Source organism: Rhizobium sp. F40D2, assembly GCF_051810745.2.
GTDB lineage: Bacteria > Pseudomonadota > Alphaproteobacteria > Rhizobiales > Rhizobiaceae > Rhizobium.
In genome coordinates, this window is sequence record NZ_CM131436.1 from 3,194,083 (window position 1) to 3,217,377 (window position 23,295).

A 23,295-nucleotide genomic window follows, 5' to 3' on the forward strand; every position below is an offset into this window, starting at 1 on the left:
TCTGTCCGGAGATAGACCTTGAATCCGGCCGCAGTTGCCCATCAACCCGATCCCTGGCGATCTGAAACGAGAGACCATGAGCGACACATCCCATAGCCCGGAAGTCGGCGCCAAATATGTCATCGGCGTCGATGTCGGCACCGGCAGCGCCCGGGCGGGCCTGTTCGATATGGCCGGCAGCATGCTTGCCTCCGCCAAGCGGAATATTAGCCTGTTTCATGAGGCCGGTTCCATCGTCGAGCAATCGAGCCGCGAAATCTGGAGCGCCGTTTGCGCGGCCGTGCGAGAGGCGGTTGCCGCAGCTGGCGTCGATCCGGCTTCCGTGGTCGGGCTGGGATTCGACGCCACCTGTTCGCTCGTCGTCCTCGGCGAAGGCGGCAAGCCGCTCGCCGTCGGGCCTTCGGAAGATCCGGACCGGGACATCATCGTGTGGATGGATCACCGCGCCGTCCCCCAGGCGGAGCGCATTAATGCGTTGGGTCACGACGTGCTGCGTTACGTCGGCGGCCGCATCTCGCCGGAGATGGAAACGCCCAAGCTTCTCTGGCTCAGGGAGAACCGGCCTCAGGTGTTCGATGCCGCCTGGCAATTCTTCGATCTTGCGGATTTTCTCACCTGGCGGGCGACCGGCGATCTGTCGCGTTCGACTTGCACTGTCACCTGTAAGTGGACCTATCTCGCCCACGAAAAGCGTTGGGACGGCAGCTATTTCCACCAGATCGGCCTCGGCGTGCTGGCGGACGAAGGTTTTGTCCGCATCGGCAACTCTATCGTCGAGCCCGGTTCGGCGCTCGGTGAGGGACTGACCGCTGATGCGGCGGAGGAACTCGGCCTGACACCGGGAACGGCTGTCGCGGCCGGGCTGATCGACGCCCATGCGGGCGGTGTCGGAACCGTCGGCGCCGATCCGCAAGCCAATCTTGCCTATGTTTTCGGGACCTCTTCCTGCACGATGACCTCGACGGCAGAACCATCTTTCGTTCCCGGCGTCTGGGGACCTTATTATTCGGCGATGGTGCCGGGCCTATGGCTGAACGAGGGCGGCCAGAGCGCTGCCGGCGCGGCGATCGACCATCTCCTTTCTTTCCATCCGGCGGTCGGCGAAGCGGGCGAGCTTTCGAAGAGCGCGGGTATTCCGCTGCCGGTGCTGCTTGCAGACATCGCCGCCGGCAAGACGGGCCGTCCTTCCGATGCCGTCAAGCTGGCGGCCGGGCTGCACGTCGTTCCCGAATTCCTCGGCAACCGTGCGCCCTTTGCCGATCCGCATGCCCGGGCAATCATTACCGGTCTCGGCATGGAGCGGGACGTCGACAGCCTGGTCTCGCTCTACATCGCAGGGCTCTGCGGCATCGGCTATGGCCTGAGGCAGATCATCGAAACGCAGGCCGAGGCGGGAGTCACCGTCGAGAACATCGTCATCAGCGGCGGCGCCGGCCAGCACAATTTCGTCCGCCAGGTGCTCGCCGATGCGAGCGGCAAGCCGGTGGTGGCCACGAAGGCCGAAGAGCCGGTGTTGCTCGGAGCGGCCATCCTCGGTGCCGTCGCCGGCCGGCGATTTGTCGATGTTCGCGCGGCGATGAGCGAGCTTACGAGGGTGGAAACACGTTTTCAGCCGTCGGAGGGTGAGATTTCCGATCTCCACCGCAAGCGTTACGAAGCATTCAAGGAGCTTCAGACACTGGCGCGCAAGCTTCGCAGAGATGGCTGACATCGCTGCGCGACGAATGTCGCGGGCTAATTATTGATGGCGATGATCGCCCAATGGCTCTCCTCGCAGGCGTTATCCTCGCAGACCGCGCCCATCCAGACGGCGCCGTTTGCGAGCATGACGCCGTCGCTGTTGACGAAGAGATCCTGATATTGCTGGCGCCCGACGGCGCGGCGCGTCTCCGGCGTCACCAGATCCTCGAAATTCTCGACGAAATCCTCGGCGTTCTCGACATCATAGGTCTCGCCATTGGCTTTGACGGTCAGCGGATATTCGGCGAGCCCGGCAATGGTCTCGGCGTCGCCGGAGCGCATCGCCAGAACCAGCTGGCGCAGCGGCCGGTCGAAAGCCTCGGCATTGCCGTGCAATTCCTCGATCGTGTTATAGACCTCGTTTTCCGACTGCGCGATGGCGCCGGCGCTTAGGAGCGGTGCTCCGAAGACGACTGCGCCGGCGAGGAGAAGGGCGGCAGGCAAGCGCGACATGGAAAGCTCCCGGCAATGGCATCGGGTGATATTATGCGATGCTGACCGATGCGCGCCTATCCAATTCTGGTGTCTCCCTGAGCTTTCGCGTATAAAAATCTGCCGGGCCCGCTTGACGGGCCGATCGGTTTGTCGCATAAGCCTCACGAACCGTACCGTACGGTACGTATATGGGAGCCGTGACCGTGTCCGTCGATACCGCAGAGCCGAGCGAGTTTTCGCCGCGCCAGAACGCCGTTCTGGAGCAGGCGCTGCGGCTGCTCGTCCATGGCGGCGAGAAGGCTCTGACGACCTCGGGCGTCGCGCGTGCCGCCAATTGCTCGAAGGAAAGCCTCTACAAGTGGTTCGGCGATCGAGACGGGCTGCTGTCGGCGATGATTGCCTATCAGGCGAGCAAGGTGCGCACCTTCGAGCGCAACGGCGAACGGCTGACGGCGGCGAGCCTGCACGACCACGTCGCCATTTTCGCGCGTGACCTGCTGGAGGTGCTGGCCGGCGACGTCTCGCTGGCGCTGAACCGGCTGGCGATCGGCCAGTCGAACCGCGATGGCTCGAAGCTCGGCAAGCTGCTGCTCGAGCGCGGCCGCCGGCAGATCGACCGCCGCGCCATGGCGCTGATCGATGCCGGAAAGAGGGCAGGGCTCCTGCGTTTTTCCGATGCCGATGAGGCCTATCATACGCTTTACGGCCTTGTTGTTTCCGACCTGCATGTGCGCATGCTGCTCGGCGAACCGGGCCTCAAGGATACCGCGCGCCAGGCGGAGAGGGCGGTGACAGCCTTCCTCCGGCTCTACGGCACGGACAAGGTTCTGGCGGAGATGTCGGTTCTCGGCTGATTTCGCCTTAATGACAGTCAACAGGACAAGCACAAGGGAAGGAACTTCAAATGCGCGTCTATTACGATCGTGATGCCGATCTCAACCTCATCAAGGCCAAGAAGGTCGCTGTCATCGGCTACGGCTCGCAGGGCCGTGCCCATGCGCTGAACCTTAAGGACAGCGGCGCTCAGAACCTGGTCATCGCGCTGAAGGCCGGTTCCCCCACCGTCAAGAAGGCCGAAGCCGATGGCTTCAAGGTCATGACGGTTGCCGAAGCCGCCGGCTGGGCCGACCTGATGATGATGGCGACCCCCGACGAACTGCAGGCCGACATCTACAAGGCCGACATCGCTCCGAACATCCGCGACGGCGCTGCCATCGCTTTCGCTCACGGCCTCAACGTTCACTTCGGCCTGATCGAGCCGAAGGCTTCGGTCGACGTCGTCATGATCGCGCCGAAGGGCCCGGGCCACACGGTTCGCGGCGAATACCAGAAGGGCGGCGGCGTTCCCTGCCTCGTGGCCGTTCACCAGAACGCGTCCGGCAATGCGCTTGAACTCGCGCTCTCCTACGCCTGCGGCGTCGGCGGCGGCCGTTCCGGCATCATCGAAACCAACTTCCGCGAAGAGTGCGAAACCGACCTCTTCGGCGAGCAGGTCGTTCTCTGCGGCGGCCTGGTCGAGCTCATCCGCGCCGGTTTTGAAACGCTGACCGAAGCCGGTTATGCGCCCGAGATGGCCTATTTTGAGTGCCTGCACGAAGTGAAGCTGATCGTCGACCTGATCTATGAAGGCGGCATCGCCAACATGAACTACTCGATCTCCAACACCGCTGAATGGGGCGAATACGTCACGGGTCCGCGCATCATCACCGAAGAAACCAAGGCCGAGATGAAGCGCGTCTTGAAGGACATCCAGACCGGCAAGTTCACATCCGAGTGGATGCAGGAATACCGGTCGGGCGCTGCTCGCTTCAAGGGCATCCGCCGTAACAACGACAGCCACCAGATCGAGGAAGTCGGCGCCAAGCTGCGCGGCATGATGCCCTGGATCGGCAAGAACAAGCTGGTCGACAAGTCGGTTAACTAAGCGGTTTCAAGGGCGCGCCGCACGAGCCTTGGTTCGTGCGGCGCGTTCGGGTTTTTGGTTTTAGGCATGTCATCTCCCAAAAGGCTACATTGTGCCTAGGTAGCACCTACTCACCGCTGCCCCGAATGCAAGTCTTGCCGGTTGTATCCGGATTGTTCTTCATGTGATCGATGAAGGCGCGCAGTTTCGGTGTCATTTGCCGATGGCCGGGATAATAGAGAAAAACGCCCGGCGTCTTCGGCGCGAATGATGCAAGCACCTCGATGAGCTTTCCCGTTCTGATCTGTTCGACGGCGATCGGCTCCGGCACCTGGGCCAGGCCCATCCCCTCGAGGGCTGCGCCGAGCATTGTCGGGAAGTCGTGAGTGATAAGCGGCCCCGCGACGGCGATCTCGATGGCTCGGCCATTGTCGTCGAGCGACCACCGCGCGAGCGCACCATTGGAGCGGCGTATTCTGAGGCATGCATGGTGACGCAGGTCGTCCGGGCACGCTGGCAGATCCCGGTTGGAGAAATAGATCGGGCTCCCGACAATGATGAACCGAAACGGCGGCGTCAGCCGAACCGCGGTCATGTCGGCATCGATGAACTGGCCCATCCTCATCCCTGCATCAAAGCCTTCGATCGCGAGGTCGACCAGTTTCTCGCTGACGGCGATCTCCACCTCAATCTCGGGATACGCTTGGGAAAAGGACGCAATCAGCGGCTCGATGAGGACCGGGACAACGGCGCGCGGCACCGAGAGGCGCAGCCGTCCGGCCGGTCGCTGTCCAAGCTCATGTGCGACGGCGCTTGCGGCGATTAGCTCTTCGAAGGCCGGCTTTGCACGCGAAAGGAAACGCTCGCCTGCTTCCGTCAGCCCTACGCTACGCGTCGTTCTGATGAACAGGGCTGCGCCGATCCGCGCTTCCAGCGTGCGCACGGCCTGGCTGAGCGCGGAGGGAGTGACGCCGAGTTCCGCCGCTGCCCGGCGAAAGCTGCGGTGCTGGGCAACACTGAGGAATGCCTCCACCCCGTCGAGCGCGCCCTGCCTAACTGTGAAGTTCTGCTTCATGCCCTGTCCATATTATCCCGAATAGTCGCTCGGTATAAGCGGCCGTATATTGCGCTGGAAACCAGCAGCCCGACAGGAGGCAAAATGTCCCCGGCCGCCATCTTCCAGCTTCACCTGCTGCTCGGCTACGTCGCGTGGCTGCTTTGCATAGGCGTCTATGTCGTGCCCCGGCTCAAGTCGGTGGACCGCGCCGGGGCGCAGCGGGCTGTCGCAACACTCCATAGCTTCCGCTTTTTCGGCCTCGTCTTCATCCTTCCCGGCGTCGCCGGTCCCGATCTGCCGTCCGGCTTTGCCGTTACGGCCGCCTATGGCGATCTTGCTGCCGGGCTGCTGGCCATGCTGGCGCTGATCTCGTTCCGCATCCGCCCACTGTTCTGGCTGCTCGTCGTTGCCTTCAATCTCGTGGGCGTCGGTGATCTGGTCATCGACTATTATCACGGCGCCCAGTCCGGCCTGCCTGTCTTGGCGGGGCAGCTAGGCGCAGCCTATGTGGTCGTGATCGTCTACGTTCCGTTGCTGATGATCACCCATATGATTGCGTTCTATTTGCTCGTCGCCCGGCAGCCCATGACCGCTCAAGCCCATCGCGGCCATCCTGTTGCCAACTGACCGGCCAGGACAGGCTGACATTGTTTCGTGAGGTAATTCCACGCTTTGGGCGATATGCAACAAGCTGCTGCAGTTTAAGGCCGGGGCTTCGGCCTCTAACGTTCCACGCGTACGATGAGCCAGCGGGTCGGCTTGCCGTCATAGCCGCCGCCGTCGCTTTCCTCGATGGCGAGGTTGCGCCAGCCGCCTTTGGTCAAAAGCGCCGACAGCCATTCGCGTGAGGGATAGTTGTAGTAGCGCCCGAAGCCGTCATGGTCTTCTGCTTCTCCCGCCTTGAAACTTGCGTGAAGAAGGCCGCCGGTTCTGAGCGCGCGGCGGATGCGGGCGAAGACATCAGGCAGTTCAGCCCTGGGGACGTGGAGAAGGCTTGCATGCGCCCAGACGCCGTCGAAGGCGCTGTCGACGTCGAGCTCCTGGAACAGCATGACCTTCACCGGCCGGCCGATCAACACTTCCGCCTGTCTTGCAAGCTCGGCCGAGCCATCCGTCGGCGTCACGTCGAAGCCCTGCGACAGCATATAGGCGCTGTCCTGGCCGCCACCGCAGCCGAGTTCGAGGATTGCGCCACCCGGTGCGATGCCGGCGAGGAAGGCATCGAGCTGCTGCTTTGGCAGGCTGCGCGTCCGGTTGGCGTATATCTCGGCGTTTTCCTCGTAAAAGGCGGAGGTACTGTCACGAGGCATGCGGGTCGGCCGTTGGGGAGCGTCGTCTGGATTGAAGGTGTCTTTCGGGAAGCCGGTCGGCGCCGATGATGTCGACGACGAGGATGCCGTCCGGTATTTCGCGGTAGAAGGCGACGTGGCGCATGTGGAGGAGGCGGCGAAGACCGGAGCCGAGTTCGTCGCACGCGTCTCCCATGGAGGGTACGCGCGAAAGAAGCACGAAAATCCTGTCCCAATCGAGAAGATAAGCATCCGCCTGCGCCTCGCCGAAATGCAGGCTGGCATATTCGTCGATGCCTGACAGCACGGCGTCTGCGGTTCGGGTCAGCCTATAGGTGGTTATCACGCAGCTTCGCCTTCGTTTCCAGCAGGATGTCGGCAATGCGCCGTTCGCTTATGCCGCTCTCCTCAGCGTGCCTTAGGATACCACGTAATTCGTCGTCGTCGAGCTTGCGGTGGTTCTGATCCTTAAGGACGAGTTCCGCCAGATATGCGCCGGCACTGCTGTATCTGCCGCTTGCAACACGGCGTACGACGTAGTCCGCCAGATTGTCCGGAAGCATGATCGTCATTTTCGCCATCGAATTCGGTGCCGTCCCTAGATGCCGGTTTCAGCGTCCCTGATGCCAGCTTCCCATTCCCCACATTGTGATAGAAGCGTTGAGCGCCGCCGTCGAGCACTTGGGTCACAACAAGGTCACTCTTTTTTATCGAAGTATACGACTCGTTCGAGGCCCTTGAAATGGGCATCGCAAGTCAGGATATCCGCATCATGGCGCTCGGCCGTCGTATAAATGAGCGCATCAGCGGTGGCGAGTTTGAGGGCTGCCGATATCTCGGCGGCACGGCGGGCGAGCGTCGTGTCGAGGGGCACCACCATGCATTTCGTGGTGTAAGCGATGAAGCGGTCGACGGTCTCTTCGTCCCTTTCGCGTGCCGTCGGTACGATACATTGATCGCTCCGGCGAGACCGAATATATCTCTAGCCCGACGGCTTTGCGGGCGACGGAGAGCGGCGCCCACCCTGTCGGTGTTGACGCCGCCGTTCGCGTGGAATGTCCGAAGTTCAGGTCGGGATGAGGCGCGTCCAGCCGTGCTCATCGTTCGTTACGCCCTTCTGCAGACTGACGAGCTGTTGGCGCAGTTCACTCGTCAACTTGCCGGTCTGTCCGTCTCCGACTAGAAACTCACCGCCGGCATGTCGAACCAGGCCGATGCCCGCCAGAACTGCGGCAGTGCCGCAAGCGAACGCTTCGACGAGCCTGCCACTGGCAGCGTCGTCTTGCCATTCCGCGAACGAGTAGGGGCGCTGCTCGACGCGCAAGCCCCTTTCTTCCGCGAGCACGATCACGGAAGCCCGGGTAATGCCCGGCAGGATCGTGCCGCCAAGGGGCGGGGTCACCATTGATCCATCGTTCATCACGAAGAAGACGTTCATGCCGCCGAGTTCTTCGACCCAGCGATGCTCTGCGGCGTCCAGGAAGACCACCTGATCGCAACCCTTTTTGGTCGCCTCGGCTTGCGCCACGAGGCTGGCTGCGTAGTTTCCGCCGCATTTTGCAGCGCCGGTGCCGCCGGCGGCTGCACGGGTGTATTCGGTCTCGACCCAAAGGGAAACCGCCTTTGCGCCGCCCTTGAAGTAGGCGCCGACCGGAGAGGCTATGATGCAGAAGACATATTCCTGGGCCGGACGAACGCCGAGAAACGCCTCGTTGGCGAACATGAAGGGGCGAAGGTACAGGCTGGCGTCACCGGACGGAATCCAGGCCTTGTCGACACGGACAAGTTCTTCGACCGCCTTCAGGAAGAGGTCTTCGGGCACGGGAGGCATCGCCATGCGGGTCGCCGACTGCGCGAAGCGGCGTGCATTCTCTTCAGGCCGAAAGAGCAGAATCCGGCCATCGTCCGCCTTGTAGGCTTTCATGCCCTCGAAGATTTCCTGAGCATAGTGCAGCACGGCGCTCGCAGGATCGAGCTCCAGGGGTCGCCTCGGCGTAACCTTTGTATCGTGCCAGCCCTCGTCGGCAGTCCATCGCGCCAGGACCATATGATCCGTGAAGAGCTTGCCGAAGCCGGGGGTCTCGAGTGCCTGAATGCGATCGGCGTCCGGGACGGGAGACTTGTGGAGTTCGATTTTGATTTCAGGAGAGGCTGACGTCACGGTCATTTCTGGCACCTTGATAGTAAATTGAATAGTGCCGGCGACACTACCGCCGCCGGGCTGGTCTTGGAAGGGTCTGAATCAGCCGGTTTCGACTTCGATCAGAGGAATAATCGCTTGATGTGGTTGACGTCGAGCCGCAAATTCGCAACCGGGCGCCTTCGATGTCAGATGGCGGTTACATCAAGTGAAATCCCGACCATCCAAAGGCTTTTGAATATAAGATTCCAACATGTCACCATGACAAGAAATTAGGTCAGTATTGTTGACATAAATTTCCCGGCATGGTCTTCTGCCGGGAATAGAAAATACGAGGAAACCCCATGCTGAACTGGGACACCATGTTTGCGTCGCGCTCGTCGCGCATGCGCGCATCCGAGATCCGCGAGCTTCTGAAGCTTCTCGACCGGCCCGATATCATTTCCTTTGCCGGCGGCATTCCGGATCCGGCGCTGTTTCCCGATCAGGAATTCAAGCAGGCCTATGCCGATATCTTCGATGGCGCTGCCGTCAATTCGGCGCTGCAATATTCGGTCAGCGAAGGCTACAAGCCGCTGCGCGAATGGCTGGTTCGGCAGATGGCCGATCTTGGCATCCCCTGCGAACTCGACAATGTCTTCATCGTCTCCGGCTCGCAGCAGGGCCTCGATTATCTCGGCAAGCTTTTCCTGTCGCCGAAGGATACCGCGCTCGTGACCTGGCCGACCTATCTCGGCGCGCTGCAGGCCTTCAACGCCTATGAGCCGGTCTACGACCAGCTGACGCCGAACGGCAACCGAACGCCGGACTCTTATCGTGCGGCCGCAGCGGCAGCCGGCGGCAAGGTGAAATTCGCCTATCTCTCCGCCGACTTCTCCAATCCGACCGGCGAAACGGTCGATCTCGATGGCCGCCGGAAGGTTTTGGCGCTGGCCGAAGAGCTCGACATCGCCGTCATCGAAGACGCTGCCTATCAGTCGCTGCGTTACGACGGCGACCCGATCCCGCCGATCCTGGCGCTCGAGATCGCCGAAAAGGGCCACATCAACGATACGCGCACGATCTACTGCGGCAGTTTCTCGAAGACGCTGGCGCCTGGTCTTCGTGTCGGCTTCATCGTCGCCAACGCGCCTGTTATCCGCAAGCTGGTGCTTATGAAACAGGCCGCCGACCTGCATTCCTCGACGATCAACCAGATGGCGATATCAGATGTCGCCGAGCGGGGCTTTGACGCGCAGGTCGCCAAGATCAAGGCCGCCTACATGAAGCGCCGCGACTGCATGCTGGCAGCGCTCGAAAAATATATGCCTGAAGGCACGAGTTGGACGAAGCCGGAAGGCGGCATGTTCATCTGGATCACGCTGCCGGAAGGCATGGATGGGGCCAAGCTCTTGGCGAAATCGCTCGAAACCGCAAAGGTCGCCTTCGTGCCCGGCAAGGCCTTCTTCGCCGACGGTTCCGGCGCCAACACTTTCCGCGTCAGCTTCTCCTGCGCCAACGAGCAGATGATCGAGGACGGCATCGGCCGCCTGGGCGCGCTGATCTCGGCCGAGATCGGCAGCTGATCGTTGTCGATTGGGGGACGGTGGGCGTGACGTGCTCCCGTTTCATCTGATCTTTTCGATGGGTTTCTAGGAAGCGAAACGCCGCCACGATTCCCCTTCTCCCCAGCGGGGAGAAGATGCCGGCAGGCAGATGAGGGGGTGAGCGGCAAAGCCGCGAATGCGCTGAGCGCAAGCGAAAGCAGCAAAGGCGTGCGGTGCGGCCCCCTCGTCCGACCCTTTGGGCCACCGTCTCCCCGAGGGGAGAAGAGGGAGCAAGCCAGCCAGCGCCAATCAGAAGATTGTCGTCCAGCCTTCGTTCGCCGTTTCGCTCTTGCCGCGGCCGACGCGGTCGACCACGGCGCTGTCATGATCGCCTATTGCTGGAGATGCGGGCCGAAAAGCTCGAGATCGGCTTCACCAAGCCTGTCGCTCACCGTATTCAGCTGGTGCCAGTAGGGATAGATCACCGGCGGCAGGCTGACGGCATCGAGGCGCTTGCGCTCCTCGTCCGTGAGTTTCAGCTCGGCGGCGGCGATATTGTCGCGGAATTGGGCTTCTGTGCGGCCGCCGATGATGACCGAGGTTACCGCCTTGCGGCCGATCAGCCAGGCGAGCGCCACTTGTGCGGCCGAGACGCCGCGTTCCTTGCCGATCGCGACCAGCGTCTCGACGATGTTCCAGAGGCGGTTCTCGTCACGGATCGGCGGTTCGGTCCAGCCGGCGAACTGCCGCGTGCCTTCGGGAGCGGCCTGGTTGCGGCGGTGTTTGCCGGAGAGCAGGCCGCCGGCAAGCGGGCTCCAGACCAGCACGCCGAGGCCCTGGTCGATCGAAATCGGCAGCAGCTCGTATTCGGCGTCGCGGGCTTCCAGCGTATAGTGGATCTGCTGGCTGACGAAGCGCTGGTAGCGATGCTCGTTGGCGATGCCAAGCGCCTTCATGATGTGCCAGCCGGAATAGTTCGAGCAGCCGACGTAACGCACCTTGCCCTGCTTGATCAGCGTGTCGAGGGCTTCCATCGTCTCTTCGAGCGGCGTCTGGCCGTCCCATTCATGCACCTGGTACAGGTCGATGACATCGGTCTTCAGGCGTTTGAGGCTCGCTTCGCATTCCCGGATCAGGTGGTAGCGCGACAGTCCCTGGTCGTTCGGGCCGTCACCCATGCCGAAACGGGCCTTGGTGGCAAGCAACACGCCTTGCGGCCGCTTGCCGGAGAGCACGTCGCCGATGATGTTTTCGCATTCGCCGTTGGAATAGGCATTGGCGGTGTCGATGAGGTTGATGCCGGCATCGATGCAGATATCGATCATCTTACGCGCCTCGGAGACCCCGAGGTCCCCGACGGTCTTTGCCCAGCCGACGCCGCCGAAGGTCATAGTGCCCATGGTCAAAGTCGAAATTTTGAGGCCTGAACGGCCGAGCAGACGATATTCCATTGAAATTCCTCCTTCATCGAAAACACGATTGACGTACCTCAGCGCGGCGGAATGGCAATGGCTGGGTATTCACGCCTGCGTGAGGCTAGGCAAGATTTCGAGCGCCTGCATCTTCCGGGCCGGCCGCGGTCGACGCGCGTGTCCGGCGGCAGTGCGCCGGCAGACTGATCGTACAATATGCCATCGGCTTGTCGACGGAAATCGTTCGGGCGCACCGATGACGCGCCGCGTCAGGTCTCTTACTCGTTCTTCTTGTGAATGTTGTCGCGGATGGAAGCGATCGTTTCCCGAATCGTGTTGACGGTCGCGGCGTCGAGACCGACGGCTTTTCCGATGCAGTCGAACACTGGGGCGGCACGGCTCTTCAAGGCGTGCCCCTCCTTCGTCAGGCGCAGGAGGACCTGCCGCTCATCGGCGGGATTTCGGTTGCGGGTGACGAGGCCTGATTTCTCCAGCCGCTTCAACAGCGGGGTGAGTGTGCTCGAGTCGAGAAACAGGGTCTCGCCCAGATCCTTCACCGTGCGGTCGTCATGCGCCCATAATGCGGTCATCACCAGGAACTGCGGATAGGTGAGATCTAACTCGTCGAGCAGCGGGCGGTAAAGCTGGTTAAAGGCATGGCCTGCCGAATAGATTGAAAAGCAGAGCATTTCATCTACCTTCGGCACGTCGGTGAGATCATCTGGTGTGGCCTTTTTCATCACCTTCTCCTCAGGCCTCAATATAATTTGTGCGCGATCTATTTGCAAGCTATTGACGTCGCGGGCTCTCTGGCCTATCTAGATCGTGCACAAACAAATCGCTTACAAATTATATGTCATCGAGAATATGGGCGGCCTGCCGCGTCAGGAGATGCGGAGACGAGTGATCGCCCTCCCGGTACGAATCTTAGTCAAACCCAACCGACGAAAGGAAATGACCAATGTTCAAGTTTGCTGCTGTCGTCGCCCTGGCGGGCGCGCTTCTTTCCGGTACTGCCGTTGCCGAGACGGCCAAGCCAACCGTCGTCCTCGTCCATGGCGCCTTTGCCGATTCCTCCAGCTGGAACGGCGTCGTCGAAATCCTGCGAAAGGACGGCTTCCCGGTCGTGGCTGCTGCCAACCCGCTGCGCAGCGTTTCCAATGACGCCGCCTATGTTTCCGATGTGGTCGCCAGCATCGCCGGTCCGGTCGTCCTCGTCGGCCATTCCTATGGCGGGCAGGTGATCTCGACTGCCGCAAACGGCCACGACAATGTCAAGTCGTTGGTCTATGTCGCGGCCTTCGCACCTGATGCAGGGGAATCGGTTGCCGATCTCGCCGGCAAGTTTCCCGGCGGCACGCTGGGTGTTGCGCTTGCGGCGCCGGTGAAACTGAGCGGAGGCGGCGTCGATCTTTATATCGACCAGGCGAAGTTCCATGACCAGTTCGCCAGCGACGTGCCGGCTGAACAGGCTGCCCTGATGGCGGCGGCGCAACGGCCGGTCACCGACGCGGCTCTCAACGAAAAGTCGGGCGAGCCCGCCTGGAAGAAGCTGCCGTCGTGGTTCGTCTACGGCACCGGCGACAAGAACATTCCGGCCGCAGCCCTTGCCTTCATGGCCGAACGGGCAGGTTCCAAGCGAACCGTCGTGGTCGAGGGCGCTTCCCACGTCGTGATGGTTTCGCAGCCGCAGAAGGTGGCAGACCTCATCGAAGAGGCGGCAAAGTAACGTTCGATCAGGGCCACGGCGCTGAAGTGCCGTGGCTCCGTTTTTGGCAAGCATGAGCCCGCGTGCGAGGCCGCGATCGACCGGGTTTGCAGCGATGGCTTGTCGGCGTCCAGCGGCGGCGGCACCTGTCACATCCCTGTTAACGACCCCCAATAAGGGAGGGGTGACCGCAATGAGGATCCCTCACATGAAAACGATCGTTTCCGCCGCTGCACTTCTTGCCGCGAGCTTCCTTGCCGTTCCGGCCCTTGCCGCAAACCTCGTTCTCTACACCAGCCAGCCGAACGAAGACGCGCAGGCGACGGTCGATGGCTTCATGGCCGCCAATCCCGATATCAAGGTCGACTGGGTGCGCGACGGCACGCCGAAGATCATGGCCAAGCTCCAGGCCGAAATCCAGGGCGGCAACCCGGTTGCCGATCTTCTCCTCATCGCCGATATGGTGACGCTGGAGCGCCTCAAGGAAGACGGCAAGCTGCTCGCCTACAAGTCGCCGGAAGCCGCACAGTACGACGCCGCTCTCTATGATGCCGACGGCTATTACTATTCGACCAAGCTGATCACCACCGGCATCATGTACAACACTTCGGCGGAAATGAAGCCTGCGAGCTGGAAGGATCTGACGAAGCCGGAAGCCAAGGGCCTCGTCACCATGCCGAGCCCGCTCGCCTCGGGTGCGGCCCTCATCCATGCCCAGACGCTTGCCGCCGTTCCGGGCCTCGGCTGGGACCTCTACAAGTCGCTCGCAGAAAACGGCGCGATCGCCGCCGGCGGCAACGGCGCCGTGCTGAAGTCGGTCGCCTCGGGAGAAAAGGCTTACGGCATGGTCGTCGACTATCTGCCGATCCGCGAGAAGGCCAAGGGCGCTCCGGTCGAGTTCGTCTTCCCGAGCGAAGGCGTTTCGGCCGTCACCGAGCCGGTCGGCATCCTCGCCAGCACCAAAAATGCCGATGCCGCCAAGAAGTTCGTCGACTACGTGCTTTCCGAAAAAGGCCAGGAAGGTTTTCTCAAGCTCGGCTACATCCCGGCCCGCAACGGCATGAAGCTGCCGGAAGGTTTTCCGGCGCGCGACACCATCAAGGTCCTGCCGATCAAGGCCGCAGATGCGCTCAAGAATACCGATCAGGATCTGAAGACCTTCTCGGGCATCTACGGTTCGAACTGATCCTTCCATGCACGGCTATGTCAGAACCGGAAACAGCCAGCCCGCCTGGCTGTTTCCCTTTGTCGTCATCACCGTCCTGATCCTCAGCGTGCTGCCGCTCGCCCGCCTTGCCATGGTCGGGATCGCGGCCCTCGCCAATGGCGGCGTTCTGACTGTGCTCGGCGACCCGTCGCTCTGGTCGGCGACCTATTATACCATCGTCACGGCAATTCTCGGCACGATCATCTCGCTGGTCATCGGCTGCCTCTTCGCCTTCCTGATGACGCTGACCGATATTCGTGGCAAGGGGCTGCTCAGCTTCTTCTTCGTGCTGCCGATGATGATCCCGCCGCAGGTGACGGCGCTGGCCTGGGTGCAGATGTCGGGGCCATCAAGCCCGCTGTTGAAGGCGCTCTCCATCGCCCCGCCGCTTGGCTGGCCGCAGCCGCTCTATTCGGTCGGCGGCATCGCGCTGCTTTATGGCGTGCAGCATGCGCCGCTGGTCTATCTGGCGCTCCGGGCTGGGCTGATGACGCTGCCGTGCGACGGGGTAGAGGCTGCGCGCCTTTCCGGCGCCTCCAGCCTGCGGGTGTTCCGCGACATCATCCTGCCGCTGTCGCTGCCCGGTATCATCGCCGGGGCGGCAATCTCCTTCGTCTCCTGCACCGGCAATTTCGGCATTCCCGCCATTCTCGGCATTCCGGCCTCTATCTTCACGCTGCCGACGCTCATCTTCACCAAGTTTTCCGCTTTCACCAGCCGCACCTTCGGCGATGTCGCCGTGCTCTCGGCTGTTATCGCGATGATCTCGATCGCTGGACTGATGATCCAGGACCGCGCCCTCAGAGGTCGCGACTATCGGGTCATCGGCCTGTCAGGGGCGAGTGCCGCCTTTGAGCTCGGCGCCTGGCGGTTCGCCTTCACGCCGCTTCTCTGGGCAATCCTGTTCTTCATGCTAGCCGCACCCTTCTTCGCGCTCGTCGCCGGCGCGTTGGTGCCGGCCTATGGCGTGCCGCTCACCTTCAAGACCATGTCGCTGCATGCCTTCGAGGAGATCCTGTTCCGGCAGGCGGTGACGCGCACGGCCTTTATCAATTCGCTGTCGCTCGCCGCTGCTACCGGCCTTTGTCTCCTGGCGGTGACGGTGCTTGCGGCCTATGCGCTGACGCGGCGAAGAGATGCGGCTTCCCGCATCGTGTCCAGCCTGATCGAGATACCCTATTCGCTGCCCGGCATCGTCATGGCGGTCTCCTTCATCCTGGTCCTCGCGGCGCCCATCCCGTTCCTGCACATATCGCTCTACGGCACGATCTGGATCATCCTGATCGCTTACCTCTCCTCCTTCTTTGCCGTCAGCCTGAAACCCGTGGTCAGCGCTTTCCATCAGCTCGACCCGGCGCTGGAGGAAGCGGCGCGGCTTTCCGGCGCCGGCTTCTTCCGCCGGCTTTTCGATATCATCGTGCCGCTCATCGCGCCGGCTGCCGGCGCCTCGGTCATCCTCGTCTTCCTGATTGCCTGCAACGAGCTGACGATCTCCGCGCTTCTCTGGTCGGCCGGCACCCAGACGCTCGGTGTGGCCATCTACAATCTCGACGACAGCGGCAGTTCCGACCTTGCTTCGGCGCTCTCGGTGCTGGTCGTCCTCATGGTGGTCGTCATGATGCTGCTGCTCGAACTCCTGGCAAAACGCCTGCCGAAAGGGGTGGTCCCATGGCGAAACTGATCCTCAACCGGCTGGCCAAGGATTTCGGCACCGGGCGGGCGGCCGTCAGCGATTTCTCGCTCGACGTGCGCCAGGGCGGCTTCCTGGCGCTGCTCGGGCCTTCCGGCTGCGGCAAGACGACGGTTCTCAGGATGATCGCCGGTTTCGAGACGCCCTCCGATGGCTCGATCCATCTCGGTGAGCGGCTCATTGCCGATGTCGCCCAGTCGCTGCCGCCTGAGAAGCGCAACATGGCGATGGTGTTCCAATCCTATGCGCTCTGGCCGCATATGAGTGTGGCCGACAATGTCGGATACCCCTTGAAGGTGCGTGGCATTTCCGGCGAGGCTTACCGGGCGAAGGTCGGCGAGGCGCTTTCTACCGTGCGGCTTGCCGATTACGGCGGGCGGCGACCGGCAGATCTCTCGGGCGGCCAGCGCCAGCGCGTGGCGCTCGCCCGCTGCCTGGTGACTTCGCCCGACGTCGTGCTGCTCGACGAGCCGCTCGCCAATCTCGACCGGCACCTGAAGCAGGAGATGGAAGAAACCTTCCGCGAGTTCCACCAGCGCTCCGGCGCGACGATGATCTACGTCACCCACGACCAGAGCGAGGCTATGGCGCTCGCAACCGACGTCGCCGTCATGTCGGAGGGGCGGCTGCTGCAGGTAGCGCCGCCGGCCGAGATCTATGCCCGGCCGGAAGGGCGCGTCGTCGGCGGGCTGATCGGACGAGGGGCAATCCTGACGCTGCCGGTGATGTGCAGCGAACGCCATCTGGAGTGGGACGAGTTGCAGGATGCGCTGCAGGCAGCGAACACCGATGGCGCCGATATCCTCGTGCGGCCGGAGGATGTGACCATCGGCGGCGAGGGGGCTCCGGCAACCGTCGAAACCGTGCTTTTCGAGGGCGAACGTTATGCGGTCAAGCTCACGCTCGGCAACGGCCAGACGCTGCGCGCATTCAGTCGTGTGGCTGTCGTGCCCAGTGAAGGGGTGCGCGTCGTCATCCGCGCGGGCTGGCGGCTTTGATAGATCGAGAGTGAACGTCTGCGGCGATATCAGTTGAAGCTCGACCATAGAGGTCGAAAACTGCGGGTATCTTCTTTCGAATCACCATAAAGTTGAGTACATCTTCCAGCTTCGATCTGACAAGCGGTGCTGCAGAGCAAGCGGCTAAATTAATATAAGCGCATGGGGCAAGCAAAACTCGCGCGATAATCAATCAATTGAGGGGACATATTCGTATGCCAATTCCGGTAAAGCGTATTCCATCCGTTTTCGTGCTTTTGGCGGCTCTTTTTAGTGCGGCGAGCGTGCTCCAGGGATGCCGATCCTTGAGCGGGGCGAACGGGCCCAAACATTTAGCCCAAGTGACTTATACCGCGGTTCAAACAATAGGAGTTCGTCCAGCAGTCCTGATGGCGGGCACAGCCAACCTCACGACGGCGCCACCTCAAGCCCGCCCAGCCGTATCTAGGGGCGGAGGGCATTTGTCCGCATATTTCTTGGCCCTGCCATCTTTTCCTCGTGCGATTGCCGGATAAGGTACTGCCCGCAACCGGACCTTTGCCATGTCGCTTCGCCTCGCCACTTTCAACGTCGAAAATCTCCTGACCCGTTTCGATTTCACCGGCTTTCGCAACCAGTTGCGCCAGGATCGCGTCATCAAGCTTTTCGAGGTGAACAGCGAGGGCGTCTATCAGCAGCTGGAGCAAGCCCGCGTGATCGCCGCCACCGACGACACCAGGCAGATGACGGCGCTGGCGATCGCCGATGCGGATGCCGATATCCTCTGCCTGCAGGAAATCGACAACATGGCCGCTCTACAGGCCTTCGAATACGGCTATCTCTTCCGCATGGTTGGAAACGGCTATCGGCAGAAATATCTGGTCGAGGGCAATGACAGCCGCGGCATCGATGTCGCCGTGCTGATGCGCGAGAAAACGCGCGACGGCCAGGCGATCGAGGTCAGGGACGTAAGAAGCCATGCGATGACGACCTATCGCGATCTCGATCTCTTCGATGAGGAGCTGGCGCTCACCAAGCGCGTCGATGACAAGATCTTCAAACGCGACTGCCTGGAACTCGATCTCCTGATCGGCGGCCGGCCGTTGTCGCTCTATGTCGTGCATTTCAAATCGATGGGCAATGCGCGCGACGGGCTGGACGGGCGGCAATCGACGATGCCGATCCGACGCGCCGAGGCGCGCGCCGTGCGCCGCATCATCGAGGACCGCTTCGGCGCCGGCCATACAGGCAAGAAAAGTTTTGCCATCTGCGGCGACATGAACGATTACCAGGAGCGCGTCGATGTCATCGGCCGCCGCGGGGCCGGCTATCGTTTCGAGCATCAGGACGAGGCCGAGAGCGCGCTCGACGTTTTCAGCCATGACGGCTTTGCTGAAAACGTCGTGCGCCGCCGTGCGGCCCTCGACCGCTGGACGCTTTATCACGCCCGCGGGCCGCAGGAGCAGTGGCTCTGCCAGCTCGACTATCTCTGGCTTTCGCCTGATCTTGCCGCCCACAATACCGGCCGCCTGCCTGACATCATCCGCAGCGGCCAGCCCTATCGCACCATCTTCCCGCCGGGGCAGGAGGTGGAGCGTTATCCGCGCACAGGCTGGGACCGGCCGAAGGCGTCCGATCACTGCCCCGTCGTCATGACACTGGATCTCCCCTGAAAGCGAACATGAAAACCAATTTGAACATGAAATTTGCAAACAGCGATTTTTCCGATGATTTCGCCGGCTGGCCGCCGGAGGCCACCGTCTTCCCGATCGCCGGCGTCGATCTGCGCGTCCTGCCCGGCAGCCATCCCTTTCTCGTCGCCCAGGAAGCGGCGATCCGCGAGAACTGGGCCAAGGAAACCGCCGCCAACCCGGCGCTCTTCGACGGGCGCCTGGTGTTCCAGCAGCGGCTGTCGTTCGGTGAGGACGGGATTGCGGGCGAGGGCTACGTCACTCCATTTTCGGCCTTCATGTGGTGGCGCCGGCAGCCGCAGCGCCAGGGCGGTCTGCATATCTTTGCTTATCCGGTGCTGGAAAGCTCAGACGGCGCGCTGGTGGCGATCCGCATGGGCGCCCACACCGCCAATCCCGGGCAGGTCTATTTCGCCGCCGGTTCGCTGGAACAGGAGGATATCGTCGACGGCCGCTGCGACATCGAGGCCAATATGCGCCGCGAGGTCCATGAGGAGACGGGTCTCGACCTTTCCGATTCCGTGGCAGGGCAGGAGCTCTATGCCAGCCATTCCAGACGCACGGTCACGCTTATGCGGCTCTTCCGCTTCGACATGACGGCGGAGGAGATGGTGAAGCGGATCGAGGCCCACATGCTGGTCGCCGAGGACAAGGAGATTGCCGGTGCGGTGGCGATCCGCTCGGCCGATCCCAAGGCCTATCCTTATAACATCTCCATGCTGCCGGTGATTAGCTGGTATTTCGGCAAGGCGGGCGCATAAGAGGCTCGAGGCCAGCGCCTCGACGGACACGCTCCGGCTTGGCTCCTTGCATCCATCTGACTTAGCGCCTTGCACTCGGCCGTTTGGTCGGGCAGGTTGGCGGCGCGATGACCGATTCAAGGAGGCCGATGTGGCGCGAAGCTACAGCGTCTATGACGTGTTCACCGATCGAAAGCTGGCGGGCAACCCGCTGGCGGTGATCTTCGACGGAGACGATCTCAGCGACGAGGCGATGCAGGCGATCACCCGGGAGATCAATCTCTCCGAGACGGTGTTCGTGCAGCCTTCGAGCAATCCCGCCTATGCGGCGAAGCTCAGGATCTTCACGCCGGGGCGTGAGCTGCCGTTTGCCGGCCATCCCACAGTCGGCACGGCGGTGGCGCTGGCCGAACGGGCGCATGGCGCGGCGACGCTCGATCTGGTGACGGTGCTTGAGGAAAACGTCGGGCCGGTGCGCTGCGCGGTGCGGCTGAGAGAGGGCGAGGCGAGCTTTGCCGAATTCGACCTGCCACGGAAATCACAGCCGGCCGTCATGCCGCTGGACAAGCTCGGCATGGCCGATGCGCTGTCGCTGAAGGTCACCGAGATCGGCTTTGAAAATCACGTGCCCTCGGTCTGGAGCGCCGGCGTTCCTTTCCTGCTCATTCCGGTGCACGATGTCGGCGCCGCGCAGCGGGTGGAATTCGATCCGCAGCTCTGGGAAAAGATCGTGCCCTTCGTCGAGGGGGCGCTTGCCTCGGCCTATGTCTATTGCCGCGGCGGCGTCAATCACGTCGCAAAGTTCCATGCGCGCATGTTCGCAAGCGGCATGGGGATCGTCGAAGACCCGGCCACCGGTTCGGCGGCGGCGGCACTCTCCGGCGCGATCCACCATTTCGACCGGCTGACGGACGGGCATCACCCGATCATGATCGAGCAAGGCGTCGAGATGGGGCGGCCATCCTTCATCCATCTGCATATCGATGTCGATGGCGGGACGATCTCCAACGCGCGGATCGGCGGCCAGGCGGTGCGGCTGGCGAGCGGCACGCTCGATCTTTGATTTTATGAGAGTGCCGCGCGTCCGGCGTGCGGTGCTCTATCGCTTTGAATCTGCGCATAATCCCTTCCGAAAATCGATTCCGGTTTGCCGGGTTATGCCCAGCTTTTCAGCCGTCGGGAAAAATCTTCGCGATTAACCAAAGAAATTTCGCCGATGCGCTGGACAAGCCTGCCGATCCTGTTTATACGCCCCGTCACACCGCGCAGCCAAGCGCGAACGGGTGATTAGCTCAGTTGGTAGAGCAGCTGACTCTTAATCAGCGGGTCGTAGGTTCGAGCCCTACATCACCCACCAAATCTCTTGATAAGATTGAATTATTTGAATTCAGGCCGGATCTTCCGGCCTGCCGGAATTTGTTCGGGGCCGGGCGGCATGGTTGGTGTCGTCAGCATGTCTGGCAGCGTCGATCCTCGCGCCCTATTTGCTCTTAGGTAAGCGGGAGGGTTCCATGAGAAGCGTCGTTCTAGTCGTTGCCTTGTCTCTGCCGTTGCCGGCCTTCGCTGCGGGGGCGAAGGAGATCAAGGCGAGCGAGTATAGCTGCAGTGAGATTGCGCAGATCATCCGCCAGAATAAGAAGGTTTTCGTCCGTGTCGGCTTCGGCGGCCGAAGCTTCCGCTATCCGCCGGCGCAATGCAGCATGGGCGACAAGCGCACCAGCACGAGTTTCCGCGATGCTGGCGGGAAGCAGTGTATTCTCGACTATGCCTGTGTCTTTGACCCGGCATCCCCCTATAATTTTCCGTAGGGCGGGATGATCTTGGGCCCGTTTGGCCAAAAACGTTCTCCCACAATCAGGAGTTTTCATGAAAAGCATTGTTCTGGCGATTGTGCTGCTGTTTCCGTCCGCAGCCTTTGCCATCGAGGCGGTGGAGGTCAATGCCAGGGATCATACTTGCGAAGAGCTTGCGCAGATCATCCGCAAAGACAAAGCGGTTTTCGTGCGCATGGGCTTCGGCGGCCGCAGCTTTCGCTATCCTCCGGCCAGGTGCAATCTCGGCGACAAGTACGACACGGCAAGGGTCAGGGATGCCAACGGCAAGATTTGCCTTCTCGATTACCAGTGCGTGTACGACCCCCAGTCCTTCTACAACAGGATCCCCAAATAAAATCCCGCTGCGAGAGCTGTCGGAGAGCCAAGAAAAAAGGCCGGGCGAAACTCGCACCGACCCTTCCTCGATCTGTCTCGATAACGGCTGCCAGTACATCCGTGGTCAGCCGTCAGAGACAAATTCAATATCTCTAAAATAAGCTTTCTCTGCCGGTATTCAAGAGCGCACGACAGAAAAGGAAGCCGGCACTGGGCCGGCTTCCTTTAGCCGAGCAGCGGTTACTGCTGGGCAGGGGCAGCCGGCGGAGTGGCCGGTGCAGGTGCCGGTGCGGGCGTTGCGCTGTTGTCGGTCGGAGCGATCGGCTTGGGCGCCGCCGGTGCCGGCTCGGATTGGGTGGTGGAGGCTGTCGTATCCGGGGATGTGCCCGGGGGTGCTCCACTGCGAATAGGCGAATGCAGCGACAGCGATCACGGCCAATGCAGCGACCCAGACAACCCACGTATTATTGCTGCGCGCGCTCGGCGTGGTGCGCAGATCCAGATTTGGGTTCAGGGGGCGGTTCGGGTCGTTGGCATTATTGGGGTCGTACGTCATGGTACTTTCTCCTCTTTCGGTGAAACAATAATGCCGAAGTGAGGATTTTGTTCCGTACCGGGACCGCGAAGCAGTTGATATCAAGGGATTCCGGGCGGCGGTTGACCCGAATCGGCTGCGCTCCGCTGTTCTATGCAAGCGCCCGCTTGACACGGCGGGGTCTGTTTGCGCATGGTTTTGCCATGGGGTTGCGATCATCCCACGAGGCGTCATGCTGAAGAATCGCGTCCAGTAACACCGATCAACGGAGGACGCGTCATGCCGTCATTTCTCGAAATTTCTCCCGACAAACTCAGCCGTCTTATTGGAACCCCCGCCGCGCCTTGCATCGTCGACGTTCGCACCGAGGAGGACTTCGCGCTCGATCCGCGCCTCGTTCCGGGCTCGATCCGGCGCGATCATGCCGAGGTAGCGTCCTGGGCGGACAGCATGAATGCCGGCACTGTCGTGGTGATATGTGAAAGGGGCAGCAAGCTCAGCCACGGTGTGGCCGCTTACCTGCGCCATGCCGGGATCGACGCCGAGAGCCTCGAAGGCGGCTTCGAAGCCTGGATTGCCGGCGGAGCGGCAGTGCCATCGGAAAAGCTTCCGCGCCGCGACGCGGAGGGGCGCACCGTCTGGGTGACACGGGCGCGGCCGAAGATCGACCGCATCGCCTGTCCCTGGCTGATCCGGCGCTTCGTCGATCCGAACGCCGTCTTCCTGTTCGTGCCGGCGCCCGAGGTTATACCAGTTGGCGAACGCTTCGGGGCGGTGCCCTTCGATATCGAAGACGTGTTCTGGAGCCATCGCGGCGAACTCTGCACCTTCGACGTGATGGTCGAGGAGTTCGGTCTGGCGTCCGAACCGCTTCTTCGTCTGGCGCGGATTATCAGGGCGGCGGATACCGCAAGGCTAGATCTCGCGCCCGAGGCGGCGGGGCTGCTAGCAGCATCGCTCGGTCTCTCCAGGATGTTTTCAGACGATCTGGAGCAGCTCGAAGCTGGAATGCTTCTTTACGATGCCTTCTTCCGCTGGTGCCGGGACGCGACCGAGGAAACCCACAACTGGCCTGCGCCGAAGAAGAGGGCATGA

23 protein-coding genes, 1 tRNA gene and 2 pseudogenes are annotated in these 23,295 nt (G+C 61.9%); 16 read left to right on the top strand and 10 right to left on the bottom strand.

Translation table 11 applies throughout. The features are described 5' to 3' along the window. Window positions 1–76: 76 nt before the first annotated feature. Window positions 77–1,708 carry an FGGY family pentulose kinase gene (locus ACS4RS_RS15260; protein ID WP_439010302.1) on the top strand — a complete coding sequence of 544 codons (1,632 nt, stop codon included), beginning with the start codon at window positions 77–79 and terminating at the stop codon, window positions 1,706–1,708. Between the two features lie 26 nt (window positions 1,709–1,734). On the opposite strand, the gene ACS4RS_RS15265 is transcribed toward ACS4RS_RS15260, so the two are convergent. Continuing rightward, entirely contained in the window at window positions 1,735–2,193 is a 459-nt protein-coding gene (locus tag ACS4RS_RS15265) for a hypothetical protein (RefSeq protein ID WP_439010301.1), read from the bottom strand. Window positions 2,194–2,363: 170 nt separating this feature from the next. On the opposite strand from ACS4RS_RS15265, the gene ACS4RS_RS15270 reads away from it, so the two are divergent. After that, window positions 2,364–3,029 (top strand): TetR/AcrR family transcriptional regulator, encoded by a 666-nt coding sequence (locus ACS4RS_RS15270; protein ID WP_439010300.1) that lies wholly within the window; start codon window positions 2,364–2,366, stop codon window positions 3,027–3,029. A gap of 50 nt (window positions 3,030–3,079) precedes the next feature. Then, a complete protein-coding gene (gene ilvC, locus ACS4RS_RS15275) occupies window positions 3,080–4,099 on the top strand; it encodes a ketol-acid reductoisomerase (RefSeq protein ID WP_004668557.1) in 1,020 nt (339 codons plus the stop codon). Between the two features lie 106 nt (window positions 4,100–4,205). Here ilvC and ACS4RS_RS15280 read toward each other — a convergent pair whose 3' ends face one another. Beyond that, on the bottom strand, window positions 4,206–5,153 hold the full coding sequence (locus ACS4RS_RS15280) for a LysR substrate-binding domain-containing protein (protein ID WP_439010299.1): 948 nt from the start codon (window positions 5,151–5,153) through the stop codon (window positions 4,206–4,208). Between the two features lie 84 nt (window positions 5,154–5,237). Between ACS4RS_RS15280 and ACS4RS_RS15285 the strand changes: the two genes are divergently transcribed. Then, window positions 5,238–5,762: a hypothetical protein gene (locus ACS4RS_RS15285; RefSeq protein ID WP_439010298.1), complete on the top strand. Its 525-nt coding sequence runs from the start codon at window positions 5,238–5,240 to the stop codon at window positions 5,760–5,762. Window positions 5,763–5,857: 95 nt separating this feature from the next. On the opposite strand, the gene ACS4RS_RS15290 is transcribed toward ACS4RS_RS15285, so the two are convergent. The 5 genes and pseudogenes from ACS4RS_RS15290 to ACS4RS_RS15310 all read right to left on the bottom strand — a co-directional run bounded on the left by ACS4RS_RS15290 (window position 5,858) and on the right by ACS4RS_RS15310 (window position 8,591). Beyond that, window positions 5,858–6,445, bottom strand: coding sequence for a methyltransferase domain-containing protein (locus tag ACS4RS_RS15290; protein ID WP_439010297.1), 588 nt, complete (start codon window positions 6,443–6,445; stop codon window positions 5,858–5,860). Further along, a complete protein-coding gene (locus ACS4RS_RS15295; protein WP_439010296.1) occupies window positions 6,435–6,770 on the bottom strand; it encodes a type II toxin-antitoxin system RelE/ParE family toxin in 336 nt (111 codons plus the stop codon). Before ACS4RS_RS15295 ends, ACS4RS_RS15290 begins: the two co-directional genes overlap by 11 nt. Then, window positions 6,754–7,005, bottom strand: a complete 252-nt coding sequence (locus tag ACS4RS_RS15300; RefSeq protein ID WP_439010295.1) for a type II toxin-antitoxin system ParD family antitoxin — start codon at window positions 7,003–7,005, stop codon at window positions 6,754–6,756. Before ACS4RS_RS15300 ends, ACS4RS_RS15295 begins: the two co-directional genes overlap by 17 nt. Before the next feature lie 116 nt (window positions 7,006–7,121). Next, window positions 7,122–7,382, bottom strand: a pseudogene (locus ACS4RS_RS15305) (PIN domain-containing protein); the annotation flags it as partial. A gap of 108 nt (window positions 7,383–7,490) precedes the next feature. Then, the gene (locus tag ACS4RS_RS15310; RefSeq protein ID WP_439010294.1) at window positions 7,491–8,591 is read right to left on the bottom strand and encodes a branched-chain amino acid aminotransferase; all 1,101 of its coding nucleotides are present in this window, start codon (window positions 8,589–8,591) and stop codon (window positions 7,491–7,493) included. A 317-nt stretch (window positions 8,592–8,908) separates the two neighbouring features. Here ACS4RS_RS15310 and ACS4RS_RS15315 point away from each other — a divergent pair, with 317 nt between their 5' ends. Then, window positions 8,909–10,129: an aminotransferase class I/II-fold pyridoxal phosphate-dependent enzyme gene (locus ACS4RS_RS15315; RefSeq protein WP_439010293.1), complete on the top strand. Its 1,221-nt coding sequence runs from the start codon at window positions 8,909–8,911 to the stop codon at window positions 10,127–10,129. Window positions 10,130–10,482: 353 nt separating this feature from the next. Here the strand turns inward: ACS4RS_RS15315 and ACS4RS_RS15320 are convergent, their stop codons facing one another. Both ACS4RS_RS15320 and ACS4RS_RS15325 read right to left on the bottom strand, forming a co-directional pair. Then, window positions 10,483–11,541, bottom strand: coding sequence for an aldo/keto reductase (locus ACS4RS_RS15320; protein ID WP_439010292.1), 1,059 nt, complete (start codon window positions 11,539–11,541; stop codon window positions 10,483–10,485). 239 nt (window positions 11,542–11,780) lie between these two features. Then, entirely contained in the window at window positions 11,781–12,242 is a 462-nt protein-coding gene (locus ACS4RS_RS15325) for a transcriptional regulator, SarA/Rot family (RefSeq protein WP_439010291.1), read from the bottom strand. Between the two features lie 221 nt (window positions 12,243–12,463). Between ACS4RS_RS15325 and ACS4RS_RS15330 the strand changes: the two genes are divergently transcribed. The 10 genes from ACS4RS_RS15330 to ACS4RS_RS15375 all read left to right on the top strand — a co-directional run bounded on the left by ACS4RS_RS15330 (window position 12,464) and on the right by ACS4RS_RS15375 (window position 21,684). Continuing rightward, window positions 12,464–13,231 carry an alpha/beta fold hydrolase gene (locus ACS4RS_RS15330; protein WP_439010290.1) on the top strand — a complete coding sequence of 256 codons (768 nt, stop codon included), beginning with the start codon at window positions 12,464–12,466 and terminating at the stop codon, window positions 13,229–13,231. A gap of 187 nt (window positions 13,232–13,418) precedes the next feature. Further along, the gene (locus ACS4RS_RS15335) at window positions 13,419–14,396 is read left to right on the top strand and encodes an extracellular solute-binding protein (protein WP_439010289.1); all 978 of its coding nucleotides are present in this window, start codon (window positions 13,419–13,421) and stop codon (window positions 14,394–14,396) included. A 7-nt stretch (window positions 14,397–14,403) separates the two neighbouring features. After that, complete coding sequence (locus ACS4RS_RS15340; RefSeq protein ID WP_449313714.1) at window positions 14,404–16,098, top strand: ABC transporter permease; 1,695 nt, start codon at window positions 14,404–14,406, stop codon at window positions 16,096–16,098. Beyond that, window positions 16,086–17,105 carry an ATP-binding cassette domain-containing protein gene (locus ACS4RS_RS15345; RefSeq protein ID WP_439010288.1) on the top strand — a complete coding sequence of 340 codons (1,020 nt, stop codon included), beginning with the start codon at window positions 16,086–16,088 and terminating at the stop codon, window positions 17,103–17,105. The genes ACS4RS_RS15340 and ACS4RS_RS15345 overlap by 13 nt, the downstream gene beginning before the upstream one ends. Window positions 17,106–17,647: 542 nt before the next feature. Next, on the top strand, window positions 17,648–18,757 hold the full coding sequence (locus ACS4RS_RS15350) for an endonuclease/exonuclease/phosphatase family protein (RefSeq protein WP_449313715.1): 1,110 nt from the start codon (window positions 17,648–17,650) through the stop codon (window positions 18,755–18,757). An 8-nt stretch (window positions 18,758–18,765) separates the two neighbouring features. Then, complete coding sequence (locus tag ACS4RS_RS15355) at window positions 18,766–19,536, top strand: NUDIX hydrolase (RefSeq protein ID WP_439010287.1); 771 nt, start codon at window positions 18,766–18,768, stop codon at window positions 19,534–19,536. Window positions 19,537–19,666: 130 nt separating this feature from the next. Continuing rightward, the gene (locus ACS4RS_RS15360; protein WP_003593544.1) at window positions 19,667–20,578 is read left to right on the top strand and encodes a PhzF family phenazine biosynthesis protein; all 912 of its coding nucleotides are present in this window, start codon (window positions 19,667–19,669) and stop codon (window positions 20,576–20,578) included. Between the two features lie 218 nt (window positions 20,579–20,796). Continuing rightward, window positions 20,797–20,872: transfer RNA gene (locus tag ACS4RS_RS15365), tRNA-Lys, on the top strand. A 154-nt stretch (window positions 20,873–21,026) separates the two neighbouring features. After that, the gene (locus tag ACS4RS_RS15370) at window positions 21,027–21,323 is read left to right on the top strand and encodes a hypothetical protein (protein WP_439010286.1); all 297 of its coding nucleotides are present in this window, start codon (window positions 21,027–21,029) and stop codon (window positions 21,321–21,323) included. Window positions 21,324–21,381: 58 nt separating this feature from the next. Next, on the top strand, window positions 21,382–21,684 hold the full coding sequence (locus tag ACS4RS_RS15375; protein ID WP_439010285.1) for a hypothetical protein: 303 nt from the start codon (window positions 21,382–21,384) through the stop codon (window positions 21,682–21,684). 221 nt (window positions 21,685–21,905) lie between these two features. Here ACS4RS_RS15375 and ACS4RS_RS15380 read toward each other — a convergent pair. Further along, window positions 21,906–22,221 (bottom strand): annotated as a pseudogene (locus ACS4RS_RS15380) (hypothetical protein). Window positions 22,222–22,479: 258 nt separating this feature from the next. On the opposite strand from ACS4RS_RS15380, the gene ACS4RS_RS15385 reads away from it, so the two are divergent. Beyond that, entirely contained in the window at window positions 22,480–23,295 is an 816-nt protein-coding gene (locus ACS4RS_RS15385; protein WP_439010284.1) for a chromate resistance protein ChrB domain-containing protein, read from the top strand.